General features: G+C 65.2%; 12 protein-coding genes. 5 read left to right on the top strand and 7 right to left on the bottom strand.

Translation table 11 applies throughout. From position 1 onward, the window contains the following. Positions 1–143 precede the first annotated feature (143 nt). Together G3T14_RS04065 and G3T14_RS04070 are read left to right on the top strand one after the other, a co-directional pair. Entirely contained in the window at positions 144–701 is a 558-nt protein-coding gene (locus G3T14_RS04065; protein ID WP_163640298.1) for a hypothetical protein, read from the top strand. A gap of 667 nt (positions 702–1,368) precedes the next feature. Continuing rightward, positions 1,369–1,626 carry a helix-turn-helix transcriptional regulator gene (locus tag G3T14_RS04070; protein ID WP_163640300.1) on the top strand — a complete coding sequence of 86 codons (258 nt, stop codon included), beginning with the start codon at positions 1,369–1,371 and terminating at the stop codon, positions 1,624–1,626. Here the strand turns inward: G3T14_RS04070 and G3T14_RS04075 are convergent. The 4 genes from G3T14_RS04075 to G3T14_RS04090 form a co-directional block, all read right to left on the bottom strand. Further along, complete coding sequence (locus G3T14_RS04075; RefSeq protein WP_163640302.1) at positions 1,599–1,763, bottom strand: hypothetical protein; 165 nt, start codon at positions 1,761–1,763, stop codon at positions 1,599–1,601. The genes G3T14_RS04070 and G3T14_RS04075 overlap by 28 nt on opposite strands. Positions 1,764–2,024: 261 nt before the next feature. Continuing rightward, on the bottom strand, positions 2,025–2,597 hold the full coding sequence (locus G3T14_RS04080) for a hypothetical protein (RefSeq protein WP_204262618.1): 573 nt from the start codon (positions 2,595–2,597) through the stop codon (positions 2,025–2,027). A gap of 472 nt (positions 2,598–3,069) precedes the next feature. Continuing rightward, positions 3,070–5,247 (bottom strand): TonB-dependent siderophore receptor, encoded by a 2,178-nt coding sequence (locus tag G3T14_RS04085; RefSeq protein ID WP_163640306.1) that lies wholly within the window; start codon positions 5,245–5,247, stop codon positions 3,070–3,072. Between the two features lie 330 nt (positions 5,248–5,577). Further along, positions 5,578–7,023, bottom strand: coding sequence for an acetamidase/formamidase family protein (locus G3T14_RS04090; RefSeq protein ID WP_163640308.1), 1,446 nt, complete (start codon positions 7,021–7,023; stop codon positions 5,578–5,580). A 432-nt stretch (positions 7,024–7,455) separates the two neighbouring features. Between G3T14_RS04090 and G3T14_RS04095 the strand changes: the two genes are divergently transcribed. Further along, a complete protein-coding gene (locus G3T14_RS04095; protein WP_204262619.1) occupies positions 7,456–8,370 on the top strand; it encodes a PhnA-like protein in 915 nt (304 codons plus the stop codon). 110 nt (positions 8,371–8,480) lie between these two features. On the opposite strand, the gene G3T14_RS04100 is transcribed toward G3T14_RS04095, so the two are convergent. Further along, positions 8,481–10,814 (bottom strand): NADP-dependent malic enzyme, encoded by a 2,334-nt coding sequence (locus G3T14_RS04100; RefSeq protein ID WP_163640310.1) that lies wholly within the window; start codon positions 10,812–10,814, stop codon positions 8,481–8,483. An 84-nt stretch (positions 10,815–10,898) separates the two neighbouring features. On the opposite strand from G3T14_RS04100, the gene G3T14_RS04105 reads away from it, so the two are divergent. Both G3T14_RS04105 and G3T14_RS04110 read left to right on the top strand, forming a co-directional pair. Beyond that, positions 10,899–11,522 carry a CatB-related O-acetyltransferase gene (locus G3T14_RS04105; RefSeq protein ID WP_163640490.1) on the top strand — a complete coding sequence of 208 codons (624 nt, stop codon included), beginning with the start codon at positions 10,899–10,901 and terminating at the stop codon, positions 11,520–11,522. A gap of 50 nt (positions 11,523–11,572) precedes the next feature. Continuing rightward, positions 11,573–11,824: a DUF3297 family protein gene (locus tag G3T14_RS04110; RefSeq protein ID WP_163640312.1), complete on the top strand. Its 252-nt coding sequence runs from the start codon at positions 11,573–11,575 to the stop codon at positions 11,822–11,824. 116 nt (positions 11,825–11,940) lie between these two features. On the opposite strand, the gene G3T14_RS04115 is transcribed toward G3T14_RS04110, so the two are convergent. Both G3T14_RS04115 and G3T14_RS04120 read right to left on the bottom strand, forming a co-directional pair. Then, entirely contained in the window at positions 11,941–12,255 is a 315-nt protein-coding gene (locus G3T14_RS04115; RefSeq protein WP_163640314.1) for a hypothetical protein, read from the bottom strand. After that, positions 12,255–13,124, bottom strand: a complete 870-nt coding sequence (locus G3T14_RS04120) for a glycosyltransferase family 2 protein (RefSeq protein ID WP_163640316.1) — start codon at positions 13,122–13,124, stop codon at positions 12,255–12,257. Before G3T14_RS04120 ends, G3T14_RS04115 begins: the two co-directional genes overlap by 1 nt. Positions 13,125–13,163 lie beyond the last annotated feature (39 nt).

Here is a 13,163-nt window from a genome sequence, read left to right on the forward strand (position 1 = left end):
AGAACCACCTTCCGGATGCTGGCAATCAGGAGATGCGGGTCGTTACGAGCTTTGCTGGCGCCCGCAAGGCCAAGTAGCTACAACTAACGCCGCCGCTTGTAAGATCATCTTATATATAACGCAGAACAAAAACGGTCGTTAAGATGCTTATCAATGCGGGCCGGCTTCAAGCCATTGAAGCCGACGAGAATGATTTCGTCGGCTTCTATAGTGAGTACTCCGAAAATATCCTTCATCTAGCTCGGCTTTTCCCTCGCCTTTCCCGCCCTCGCATCATTGAGGCTCACGGGGCTTGGACGAAAGACCTTGAGCGCGTGGGTTCTCACGAAAACAAGCTCTACGAGGGTTTGGACCACTTCAAGCGCGCCGGGCATTTAGCTTTTTGGCTCCGCCGCATGAGTCCAATAGTTGAGTTCGTTGATGAAACTATGAATATCGCAGATGGTGGCGAGTACACTCTTGACGAATCTGAATTGAAGTTTCGAGACCTGATCGCAGGCCATGCAAATGAGTACATGGCTTTCGACATTGGTTTTCAATATTGCAAGTTCTACGAGCTTTCCGTTGGATCAAAGATCGCCGGAACTCTCGATCTTTCTGAGGATTACATCAGAACTACTTGTCATTTTATGAAGTACAAGCAGTGCTCACCGCATTCACTTTTCATGGTTTATAAGTCTTTGTTCTATTCTGTTGCCTAAATAGGTAGATACCAAAGGCGGACGCTTTTCGTCTTTCCTGCGTCCCCGATCCTGCATTGCACACACGCCCGCGTTAGAGACTGAATAAGTCGGTAGGCTACAGCCTTCCGCAGCATTCTGTCGCTCTCATTCCACCTCTTCGCTCGAATAACGGCAAGCGCGATCTCACGTGTCGACCGCGGCTTCCCTGCCTCCCCTATGGCCCGCTTGCACAGCTCAAACATCTCTCCGTAGACAAACAGCCGATTGAGATGGGCGTAAGCCGGGAAATGCGACTGCGTCGTCGGCGACGGCTCGTAAAGCGCGAGAACCGCTGTCACGCTGGATAGGTCGCTTTGGCCTGCTGCCGGTGGCGGCATCCGGCGCACTTGAGAGCTTGCGGGTGGCGATGAAGGAGTGCTTGAGGCAGCCACAGCGGGGGCAGAACGGGGCGCCTTCGGTGGCCTCTCACCGGATAGCTTTGAACGTGAACCAAGCCTCGTCGTCCGACATGCGGGCGACTTTGGAGAGGTTGAGGGTGCGGGCAGCTTTGGAGAGAAGGAAGTGCTGGGCTACGGGACACCTAAACGTTTTGTGTTGAGGTGAGTTCTATGGGTTAAAACGAATTAGATCAACGCTTTAAATTGCCATTGACGCAAAAAGACGCGGGCCTTAGCTCTTAACGGCAATGAGCCCTGAGCAATGCCGCGCCGCCCGAGCTTGGTTGAACTGGTCGCAACCCGACCTCTCCAAGCGTGCCAGTATTGGGCTGAGCACGATTCGTCAGTTCGAAAACGGGCTGAGAAAGCCCATCGCCAACAATCTGTCGGCGATGCGCAGAGCGTTTGAAGGGGCGGGCGTGTCGTTCTCAGCCGAGCCGGCCGGAATCGCCGTGGTGGGCGATCCCGGCGCAACGGATCAGAACGGAAGCGGGCTAGCTCCATAGTGGGCGAGGCCGCGCACGATCTTGGAGACCGTGCCGCTGTTCACACAGAAGTAGAAGGCCGCCTGATCCTGCTTCCAGCGGAGCACCTTGACGGCGTGGAGGATGTGGCAGGCGGTGAGATGGTCGCAAGAGTACATGGTCGTGATCGGTCCTTGACGCCATTCAGGCGAATTGGAGAGGACCGGCTTGAAGATGACGACCAAAGATGCGACTTAAGGAACTGTTGGGCCTGCGCAGTCTGATCGTTCTTCGAGCCGGAAAGCGTTTGGTTGTGGAGGTTCTGGAACGGGCCGGTGTTGACGCATCGGCCCGTTCCATCATCCTCTTCTAAGAGCATGGTGGCCAACCATGACGTTCTCCTTCGTTTGCGCCGGGTAGGACGCGGGGTGGAATAAACCTCAGTTTTTAGCTGAGGCGGCATCTGAGACCGTCGATGCGCCCGCATCTGCGGTCTCATTCGTTTTAGGGTCCGCCCGGTAGGGGAGCATCGGCTGCTTAGCCATGATTGCTCGACCCTTATCCGTCAGGACCCAAACTGAATTCTTTTGCTCAACCTCCTCGGATTGACTCATCCGGCTCAGCTGCGGGCTGAAGCTTGTCCGCTCCAACTTTCCTTCGAAATAGCGTCCGCTAAGCGCAGCAAGCAGATCTGCTGAGTCCAGCCCGGAAGGGAAGGCATCAAGAGTTAGACGAGCGGCTTGCTTGATTGTGACAGATCCAAGTGGGTAGCTATCCGTTAGAAGCGGCTCTCCATTTTTATTGACCTTAGGCATGTCTGGGTCAAAGCCCATCTTCGTAGCGGTATCAACGACCAGATCGTATTCACGCTTAGCTTCCTCAAGCTCGGACTCCAGAGCCTTGAGGTCATACGTCATCTGCTGACGACGCTGCTCAAGCTCTTGTAACCGCCTTTTTACTGGAGGCCATGCGGCCCTGATGATGTCCTCTAAGCTGGCCATTTGTCCCGCCATGATCGGCACAACGCCGCCACTGACTCTTAATAGACTGCTGGACTCCAATCCACAAGAGCCCACAGGAAGTCGACAACACTTTTACGCGCGTCCGCCTCTCTTTGCGCTTGGTTTGCGAGTCGTTAACGGACTCGATGGCTCCTGTCCCAGTTTGAGCAGAGTCAAGACGGCTTGGCAGCGCATGCTCGCCAGCAACAGGATGGGAAATCCGAAATTTAGAAGAAGCGGCTATCGACAGCAGGCCTTTGACGCGCTTCGCGCACGCGCGAAAACCCTTTGGATAAGGCCAAGTTTGGCAAGCCGCCTGATTTTGGAAGATTGTTCTAAAATGCTCGTTGTAAAAACCGGAATCTTCCTACGGTTCCCTCAAAGCTTACCTCAACGATTTTAGGTGAGATTGCTGCATAACACTGGATGTTTCGCGTGGTGGATTCGGGGATGCGGCCGGTCGGGCAGGGCGAGAGCGGCCCTCTCACATCCGCGCGGTGATCGACGCCAGGATCGAGAGCGGGGCGCCGGGGGCGTTGTTGAACTGGTTGTAGGGCTGCTCGATGTAGCGCGCGTTGGTGAGGTTGCGCAGGTTCACGGCGAAGCGATAGCGCGCGTCGATGTCGTAGAACACCGTCGCGTCGAAGCGCGCGTAGCCCGCCACCGTGTAGCTGTTGTTGAGGTCGCCGGTGCGGCGCCCGACCAGGACCACGCCGCCGCCGAAGCCCCAGCCGCGGAACTCGCCGCCCTGGACCTGGTAGGTCGACCACAGGCTGCCGCTGAAGCTCGGCACGCCCACCAGCCGGTTGCCCACCGTGAAGGTCGTGTCCTTGGTGATCCGCGCGTCGAGATAGCCGGCGCTGGCGATCATCTTCCAGCCGGGCAGGATCTCGCCGGCCAGATCCGTTTCGACTCCGTCCGCCCGCTGCTCGCCGGTGACGACGGAGAAGCCGGTATTGGCCGGATCGGAGGCGGCGACGTTGGCGCGGGTGATCGAGAACGCCGCCCCGCTCAGGGTGAGCTTCTCGGGGATCAGATCGAGACGCGCGCCGACCTCGTATTGCACGCCCGTCTCGGGTGCCGGGTTGACGGCGCCGAGGATGTTGGCGGTCTGCGGCTTGAACGAGTTCGCGTAGCTCGCATAGAGCGTCAGCGGCTCGATCGGCCGGTAGATCAGGCCGATCCGCGGGGTCGCCCCGAACAGATCCTGCTCCGGCGGGATCGTGCGTGAGGCCGGCAGGCGGTTGAAGTAGAACTGCGTGCCGAAATCGAAGCGGGCGCCGACCACGAGTTGCAGGCCGAGGCCGAGGTCGATCTGGTCCTGCAGGTAGACGCCGTGCAACTCGTTCTTCTGCTTGAGGTCGCCCTGCAGGGAGAGCGCGCCCGGGATCGCCCCGAACATCGGGTTGAGGAAGCTCACCGAGCCGATGAGGCCTTGCGTGGTGTAGGAGTGCCGGTAGCCGTTGGTGTATTCGTAGCCGAGCAGCGCCGTGTGCTGGACGCCGAAGAGGCCGAACTTGGCCACGATCTCGCTCTGCGAATCCACCGCCGCGTAGGTCGAATCCGTCGCGGTATCGCGGCGCTGAACCAGGGTCCCGGCGGCGTTGACGCCGGTGGCCCGCACCACGAACTGGTCGAACGCGCCCCACTGGACGTTCAGTACCTGCCGCAGGGTGATGTTGGCGTTGACGTCGTGCTCGATGCGCAGGGTCGTGAAGTTCGACGTGGCGTTGTAGCGCGCGAAGGGCTCGCCGTAATAACGCGAGAGGTTGTCGAGCGGCACCCGGCCGTTCCGCGCGATCAGTCCCTCGTCGTACTGGCTGTCCTGGCGGGTGAATTCGCCGAGGAAAGAAATCCGCGTGTCGGGGGTCGGCACGTAGGTGAAGGCCGGGGCGACGAAGAACCGTGAATTGTCGCGGCCACCGTAATTGCGGAAGGTCGGATCGGTCTGGGCCGCGAAGCTGAGGCGGCCGGCGAGCCCGTCGATGCTCGGGATCGCGCTCGACACCGAACCCTGAACGCGCCGGAAGCCGAAGCTGCCGCCCTGGAGCGTCGCATCGCCCGACGGGATCAGGGTGGGCTGGCGGGTGACGATGTTGATGAGGCCGCCGGGATCGCCGCGCCCGAACAGGACCGAGGCCGGCCCCTTCAGCACCTCGACGCGCTCCACGTCGGCGAGGTCGCGGGTGGTGGTGAAGAAGTTGCTGGACTGGTTCAGGAGCACGCCATCGACGGCACCCGTCTGGGTGTTGAAGCCACGGATGTTGTAGGTCTCGGTCCGCCCCTGGAGGGTGCCGGCCGCCTGCACGTTGCTGACGTTGGTGAGCGCATCCGCGAGGCGGATGTCCTGCTGATCGACGAGAACCTCCCGCGGCATGACCTGAACCGATTGCGGCGCATCCCGCAGGGCCGTGTCGGTTCGCGTCCCCGTGCCCGAGCGCGTGGCACGGTAGCCGACCACCGGACCGTTCGCGCGCTCGACCCCGAGGCCGGTTCCCGCGACGCTCAGTTCATCGAGGGCGACGGTGCCGCTCCCGGACACCTCCGGCTGTGCGGCGACGGGGAGCGGTGCCAGGCCGCTCAAACCGCCGAGGAGGGAGACCGAGACGCCGCCGAGAAAATGTCTGGCGGCGGACGATCTCGTCTTGCAACGCAAAGTCATGATTTAGAAGCATTCTCATATAGCAGCCGCCCTGAAGCAGCCTATGAGATGCGCTACCCGATGGATGGCGACGCTTACAATGCAAGATCAGCAAAAAATGTGGCATAGATCCGCTGTCGCCTGTCGATGTCACGGACATGCAACATCTTATATTTGTAACAGTTATAAGATGGGAAAAATCCCGCAGTAAAATACCGGGTAGAATGATAGAACGCGGCGCGCTGTGGTCGGAGTCGATCCGACGACCGCGTCGTCCTCCGTCTCACGGATCGGAATCCAAAAGGCCCCCCCGGAAACGGGGGCCGGGGGGGGCCTCGTCGAGACCCGGTATTACACCGCTCGCATCGGAAAGATCGCCTTCTTCACGATGGCGTGGACGCCCCAGTTGCCGTCCACCACCTGGGTGATTCCGAAATCCACCGCGATGGACATCAGCGAGATCGCTTCGTCCTCGGTGAGCCCGTGCCCGTGCATCAGGAACTGGCGCATCTTGCGGAAGGCGTCGCGCATGGCGAGGTCGATGGAGGATTTGGCGAAGATCGCGCTCTGCGCGTCGGGGCCGAGATCGGCGAGGTAGTTCGGGTAGCTGAAGCCCGACAGCACCCATTCGTCGCCGGTCTCGATCATCGGGAAGTCGAGGGTCTCCAGGGCGGTGCCGGCCAGATCACCCTTCTTGTGCAGGATGAACTGGAAGGTCCCCGTGAGCGAACATTCGATGGCGGTGCCGCACAATTCGGAATCGCCCTGGCTCGCATGCGGATCACCCACCGAGAACAGGGCGCCGGGCACGGCCACCGGAAAGTACAGGGTCGCGCCCTTGCCGATGCGCCAATTGTCGATGTTGCCGCCGGTGTAGCTCGGGGGAATCGAGTTCACCATCTCGGCCTCCTTGGGCGCGAGGCCCATCGTGCCGAAATGCGGGCGGATGGGTACGCGAAATCCCTTGAGGACGTCGAAGTTGCGCGTGGTTTTGGTGTGGTCCACCGGCAGGCCCGGATAGTCGATGGTCGGGTGCGCGACGCCGTAGGGGTCGGTCACGCCCGGCCAGCGGAAATTGTAGACCGCCTGCGCCCAGTCGCGGCCACCGGTGGCGTCGACCTCGTAGATCGTCACCACCTCCCGCGGCCGGTCGCCGGTGATCATGTCCTTGTAATGGTAGCCCCAATTGGCCGCCGCGTTGCTGCCGAAGGTCCGTCCGCGAAAGGCCGGGTTGGCGCAGGGGCGGGGTGCCACGTCGAGGATGCGGACCTCCAGCACGTCGCCGGGCTCGGCGCCGCGGATCGCCACCGGGCCGGTGCAGATGTGGACGCCGAGGCCACCACCGGGACCGAACTTCGCATCTTCCGGACCGGCGCCGCGCCGGGGCACGCCCTTCTTGTCCTTTGTCCAGAGAAACACACTCTCGGCGCCGGTATCCCCCGTCACCATGCGCTCGGCATCGTCGTTGGCATGGTGGGTCAGGGTTTCGATGGTGACGTAGTCGCCGGATTCGATCTCGACCTGCGGTTTCAGGCTGCGGCTGAAATAGCCCCAATGCACCGTCTCGGCCGTGGCCGGCAGGTTGTGATGCGCCGTCTGCTTGAGCGCGCCTTTGGCGCTCGCCTGCGCGGCCGCCGGGCCGGCCAGGCTGAAGCCGCCCGCGGCAAGCGCCGCCGCGCCGCCGGTCGCAACGAAGCCGCTCTTGAGAAAGGCGCGCCGCTCGGGCGCCAGGTCGCTCAGGAATCGGCGGCGGTGTTCCGCGAAGCCGGCGCAATTCGGATCGTCCCCGCGGCACATGCCGTGTCTCCCTGAGGCTGTTTCTCAGGGCATCGTGTATGCAAGGCTGCGGCCATGCTTGAGCATGCAGCGCCGCATGACGCGCCGGCTCCCGGCCCCACCGGATCGTGGGAGTCCTCGATGTGCGTGATCCGGATCGCGCGCGACCATCGCATCGCCGCAGGGCCAGCCGCGGACACCGTCCACACGGACGGACAGGTCTGTCCGTAGCCCGGCTTTTCCGGTCGATTGGTCGAAAAACACCAGAACAATTCGTGGCATCGGACGTTGATGGGCGCTGTCCCGACCGATCGGTCGGGACATGGTCCCCGGTCAGGCATCTTGGCACGACGTTTCCGCGATCTCCGGAAGCTCTGTTCGTGCGGCCTCGGACGGGCGCCCACCCCAATCCTTTGTCCGAAACACGACATCGCTCTCATCAGGAGTTCGTTCTTGGCCACCTCGTCCAAACCCACGTCCATCGCTGCGGCGACCCCTACCGTCGAAGCCCGCACGGTTCTGCTGAACCAGGTCTCCTGGGGCGCCATCTTCGCCGGTGCCGTCGCCGCGCTCGTGGCCCAGATGATCCTCAACCTGATCGGGCTCGGCATCGGTCTCTCGACGCTCAATCCCACCGGCAACGACACGCCCACCGCCGCCACCCTGTCCAGCGGCGCCGGCATCTGGTTCGTCGTCTCCGGCATCGTCGCCTCGCTGCTCGGCGGCTTCCTCGCCGGCCGGCTCTCGGGCAAGCCCGCCGCTGGCACCAGCGGCTATCACGGTCTCGTCTCCTGGGCCGTGACCACCCTCGTCATCGTCTACCTGCTGACCTCGGCTGTCGGCGGTATCCTCGGCGGCGCCTTCGGCGGTCTCACCAGCGTTCTCGGCGGTGCCGGTTCGGCGGTCGGCGGGACGGTCCAGACGGCGGCGCAGGCTGCGGCACCGTCGCTGACCAAGCTCTCGAACCCCCTCGACGGGATCGAAAGCCAGGTCCGCCAAGCCAGCGGCGGCCAGGACCCGGCAGCCCTGCGTGACGCGGCCGGCCAGGCCGTGCGCGCCTACCTCTCGGGCGACGCCGCGCAGCAGGCCCAGGCCGAGCAGCGTGCCACCGATGCCCTCGCCAAGGCGCAGGGCATCTCGCCGGATCAGGCCAAGGCCCAGATCCAGGACTACCGCAAGCAGTACGAGCAGACCGTGGCCGAGGCCAAGAAGAAGGCCATCGCCGCCGCCGAGGCGACCCGCAGCGCCGCGACCCAGGGCGCCCTCTACGCCTCGCTCGCCCTGCTCCTCGGTGCTCTGGCCGCGTTCCTCGGCGGTCGCTTCGGCGCCGTCGACCCCGCGCTGGCCTACGGTGAGCGTCGCTACTGAGTGTTTCCCTCCCCGCAAGGGGAGGGATCGAGGCCTCACCGACCCGCCCTACGAGAAAGGCCCCCGGAGCGATCCGGGGGCCTTTCTCATGGTCCGTACTGCGTGAACGGTCAGGCGGAGGTCGGTGCCGCGCCCGGTTCGGCGAGGGCGGTGATGGCGGCGACTTCGCTGGCCTGCGCCTCCACCACTGCGGCGGCGGTGACGTTGACGATGCCGCGGGCCGTCACCGAGGGCGACAGGATGTGGGCGGGTTTGGCCGGACCGATCAGCAGCGGGCCGACGGGGAGGGCGTCGGCCAGCACCTTGGCGAACTGGAACGCGATGTTGGCCGCATCGAGGTTCGGCATGATCAGCACGTTGGCCGCGCCCTTGAGGTGCGAACTCGGCATCACCCGGTCGCGGATCATCTCCGAGAGGGCGGTGTCGGCCTGCATCTCGCCGTCGACCTGCAGGCTCGGCTCGCGGGCCTGGATCAGGCCGAGCGCCGAGCGCATCTTGACGGACGAACGCGAATCCGACTGGCCGAAATCCGAATGGCTGAGCAGCGCGATCTTCGGGGTGAGACCGAAGCGGCGGACGTGCTCGGCGCAGGCGACCGCCACGTCGGCGATCTCCTCGGCGGTCGGGTCGGGCCGGACATGGGTGTCGGCGAGGAAGTACGCGCCTTCCTTCGTGACGATGAGGCTCATGGCGGCGAAGTCGAGGATGCCGGGCGCGAGGCCGATCACGTCGCGGATCACCCGCAGGCGCGTCTCGAACCGGCCCTCGAGGCCGCAGATCAGGGCATCGGCCTCGCCACGGCGCACGGCGATGGCGCCGATCACCGTGGAGTTGGTGCGCACCAGGGTGCGGGCGGCGTCGGGCGTGATCCCGCGGCGGCCGGCGGCCTCCAGGTAGGTGGCGACGTATTCGCGGTAGCGCGGATCGTCCTCGGGGTCGATCAGGTCGAAATCCACGCCCTGCCTGATCGAGAGGCCGAAGCGCTTGATCCGGGTCTCGATCACCCGCGGTCGGCCGACCAGGATCGGCTTGGCCACACCGTCCTCGACGATGGCCTGCGCCGCGCGCAGCACGCGCTCGTCCTCGCCCTCGGCGTAGATGACGCGCTTGGGGTTCTCCTTCGCCTTGGTGAAGATCGGCTTCATGATGAAGCCGGAGCGGTGGACGAAGCGGTCGAGGCTGTCGGTATAGGCCTGGATGTTCTCGAGCGCCCGGCCGGCGACGCCGGAATCCATCGCCGCCTGCGCCACCGCGGGCGCGATCCTCAGGATCAGGCGCGGATCGAACGGGCTCGGGATCAGCGAGCGCGGGCCGAACGGCCGGGCCTCGCCACCATAGGCGCGGGCGACCACGTCGGAGGGGGTCTCGCGGGCGAGCGCCGCGATCGCCTTCACGGCGGCCTTCTTCATCTCCTCGTTGATCGAGGTGGCGCCGACATCGAGCGCGCCCCGGAAAATGTAGGGGAAACACAGGACGTTGTTGACCTGGTTGGGAAAGTCCGACCGGCCGGTACAGATCATCGCGTCGGGGCGCTTCTCCTGCGCCAGATCGGGCATGATCTCCGGGTAGGGGTTGGCGAGCGCCATGATGAGCGGGTTCGCCGCCATCTTCTCGAGGTATTCGGGCTTGAGCACGCCGCCGGCCGAGAGGCCGATGAACACGTCGGCGCCGGGGATGACTTCGGCGAGCGTCCGGGCTTCGGTCTCCTGCGCGTAGATGTCTTTCCAGCGGTCCATCAGCTCGGGCCGGCCCTTGTAGACCACGCCCTTGATGTCGGTGACGGTGATGTTCTCCACCCGCGCGCCGAGGGAGACCAGCAGGTTGAGGCAGGCCAACGCCGCCGCCCCGGCGCCCGAGGTGACGATGCGGACGTCGGAGAGCTGCTTGCCGGAGAGTTCCAGCGCGTTGAGGACGGCGGCCGCCACGATGATCGCGGTGCCGTGCTGGTCGTCATGGAAGACCGGGATGGTCATCCGCGCCCGGCACTGCTCCTCGACCTCGAAGCATTCGGGGGCCTTGATGTCCTCGAGGTTGATGCCGCCGAAGGTCGGCTCCAGGGCGCAGACCACGTCGACGAGCTTGGACACGTCGTTCTGGTCGACCTCGATGTCGAACACGTCGATGCCGGCGAACTTCTTGAAGAGGACTGCCTTGCCCTCCATCACCGGCTTGGAGGCCAGGGGGCCGATATTGCCGAGGCCCAGCACCGCGGTGCCGTTGGTGAGCACGGCGACGAGGTTCTGCCGGATGGTGAGGGTGGCGGCTTCCTGCGGGTCCTCGTGGATCGCCATGCAGGCGGCGGCCACGCCCGGCGAATAGGCAAGCGCGAGGTCGCGCTGGTTGCCGAGCGGCTTGGTGGCCTGGATCTCGAGCTTTCCGGGACGCGGAAGGCGGTGGTAGACGAGCGCCCCGGACTTGAGATCGTCGGACATGTTATCGCCCATGGGCCTCACTCCCTGGAAACTGCGCTGCACGCGCTCTGGAACACCTGTCCGGTGGAGACCGGGGTGCGTCGGTTGAAGACCCTGTTGCACCGCCTGCGGAGTGGGCGCAACCCGAACAACGAGACCCGGATCCACCTGGGGCCCCTCGCCAAAACCCATGGTTTCACCATCGGCGCCTATTCCTATGGCCGTCCGAAGGTGCGGTTTGCCGAGTCGGGGCGGATGCTGACGATCGGCCGGTTTTGTTCCATCGCCGACAAGGTCGAGATCCTGCTCGGCGGCGACCACCGGCTCGACTGGGCCTCAACCTACCCGTTCGCGGCGATGCGCGGCCTGTGGCCCGGTGCCGAGGCGCCGGCCGATTACCACGCCTCGCGCGGCGACGTGACCATCGGCTCCGACGTCTGGCTCGGGTCGGGCTGCCTGATCCTGTCCGGCGTCACCCTCGGCCACGGGGCGGTGGTGGCGGCCCACGCGGTGGTGACCCGGGACGTGCCACCCTACGCGGTGGTCGCCGGAAATCCGGCCCGGCTGGTGCGCCACCGCTTCGATGCCGACACCGTCGCGGCCCTCGTCGAGACCGCCTGGTGGGACCTGCCGCACGCGGCCGTCACCGGGCTGGTGCCGCTGCTGCAGAGCGGGCGCACGGCCGAGCTGGTGGCGGCGGTGCGGGCCCTCCGGGCCAGCGGCGTTGCAGGCGGGCCTTGAATCCCGTACCGGATTGCCGCGAAAACCTTTCCATCTCAAGGCCGAATGCGATGTCCGACACGCCTCCCGACCGTCTCGCGGTGAACCCCGACAGCCCGTTCTACGACGAGAAGACCCTGGAACGCGGCATCGGCATCCGCTTCAAGGGCGTCGAGAAGACCAATGTCGAGGAATACTGCGTTAGCGAAGGCTGGGTCCGCCTCTCGGCGGGCAAGACCCTCGACCGCGCCGGCAACCCGATGACGGTGAAGCTCAAGGGCGCGGTAGAGCCGTATTTTCGCGATGAGCCGGTGGCGGGCTGAGGCGGCTCAGATCGGCGCCCGTTCCAGCGGGACTGGCGTCGATGTCCAGTCGGGCTCGATCGCCGCGGATCGTGCCGGGGCTGAACGCCAGCCGATCGGTCGGCCCGATCTCCCGATCACGACAGGCCCACTGGAGCGGCTTGCGCCTCCCGGACCCGCCGTTCGCCCGCGAAATTCCGCACCGCCACTGTCACCAGTGCCGCCACGCCCGCCTCCGTCCTGCGGTCGCGGATCACCAGGCTGGCGATCGCATCCGGGTGGTTCTTGCGCTGTTTCGGGGTGCGATCGTGGTTCGAGATCCGGAGCGCGAAGGCGCAGCCTTCCGGCTTGAGGTAGATGCTGTCGCCCCGCGTGTTGCGGGCGACCACCGCGAAGCCCTCCGCCTCGAGCAGCGCCACCGCGTGCGCCAGGGCCTCCGGCACGGTGAGCATCACGCCAGTCCTTCGCGGGCCAGGGCGGTTTGGCCGCGCAGGGCCGCCAGCGCGCCCGCGGCAGAGCCGCCGTAACGCTCCGATTGGCGCGACTGGAAGGCGAGGCGCGCCAGCGCGGCCTTGGGCGCATTGATCGCCAGCGTGACGAGGCTCGGATCGGCGAGGCCGTATTTTCGCGAGACGTAGGCGCGCGACCACGCCTGGTGCCAGCGGGTGCGAAACACCCGGCCGGGCTCCGGCGCCGAGGAGCGGCCCCGCCCGTGCAGCGCCTGCGCGCCGTGGACGTGGACCAGGGCGTGCCCGGCCTGGGCCACGCGGCGGCACAGGTCGTCATCCTCGTAGAACAGGAAGATGTTCGGATCGAAGCCGCCGAGTTCCAGGAACAAGTCGCGCCGGATCATCAGGCAGGCCCCGGACAGGAACGGCGCACAGGCGTCGCCCTCGGGCAGGCTGCGCTTGCCTTTCGGGTTGGTGAGGTAGGGGGCGAGCAGCGAGCGCGGCTGGTAGAAGAAGCGCCCGTCCGGCTCCACGAGGCGCGGGGCCAGCAGCCCCGCATCCGGATAGGCGCGGGCGGCGGCCAGAAGTGCGTCGACGGCGCCGGGCTGCAGGATCAGGTCGGGGTTGAGGATCAGCACCCGCTCGGCCTGGCTTGCGGCGTCTATTCCGAAATTGTTGGCCCGGCCGTAGCCCTCGTTACGGACGTTGCGCAGCACCTCGGCGCCCGCCGCCTCGGCCACCGCCACCGATGCGTCCCGGCTCGCATTGTCGACGACGATGGCGGCCACGTGCTCGGCGGCGAGCGCCGCGAGGCATTCGGGCAGGGCGTGGGCGCTGTCATGGGCGACGACGATGGCGACGAGGCTCGACACGGCTCGCAACGTCTCCCAGGTTCGGTCGCGACCTGCCCC

Origin of the sequence: Methylobacterium sp. BTF04 (assembly GCF_010692745.1) — a bacterium.
Taxonomy (GTDB): Bacteria; Pseudomonadota; Alphaproteobacteria; order Rhizobiales; family Beijerinckiaceae; genus Methylobacterium.

What these genes read in the sequence shown, in the direction of transcription:
- G3T14_RS04065 (WP_163640298.1), top strand. Translation starts at nt 144, where the DNA reads ATGCTTATCAATGCGGGCCGGCTTCAAGCCATTGAAGCCGACGAGAAT.
- G3T14_RS04070 (WP_163640300.1), top strand. Translation starts at nt 1,369, where the DNA reads ATGAGCCCTGAGCAATGCCGCGCCGCCCGAGCTTGGTTGAACTGGTCG.
- G3T14_RS04075 (WP_163640302.1), bottom strand. Translation starts at nt 1,763, where the DNA reads ATGTACTCTTGCGACCATCTCACCGCCTGCCACATCCTCCACGCCGTC.
- G3T14_RS04080 (WP_204262618.1), bottom strand. Translation starts at nt 2,597, where the DNA reads ATGGCGGGACAAATGGCCAGCTTAGAGGACATCATCAGGGCCGCATGG.
- G3T14_RS04085 (WP_163640306.1), bottom strand. Translation starts at nt 5,247, where the DNA reads ATGACTTTGCGTTGCAAGACGAGATCGTCCGCCGCCAGACATTTTCTC.
- G3T14_RS04090 (WP_163640308.1), bottom strand. Translation starts at nt 7,023, where the DNA reads ATGTGCCGCGGGGACGATCCGAATTGCGCCGGCTTCGCGGAACACCGC.
- G3T14_RS04100 (WP_163640310.1), bottom strand. Translation starts at nt 10,814, where the DNA reads ATGGGCGATAACATGTCCGACGATCTCAAGTCCGGGGCGCTCGTCTAC.
- G3T14_RS04110 (WP_163640312.1), top strand. Translation starts at nt 11,573, where the DNA reads ATGTCCGACACGCCTCCCGACCGTCTCGCGGTGAACCCCGACAGCCCG.
- G3T14_RS04115 (WP_163640314.1), bottom strand. Translation starts at nt 12,255, where the DNA reads ATGCTCACCGTGCCGGAGGCCCTGGCGCACGCGGTGGCGCTGCTCGAG.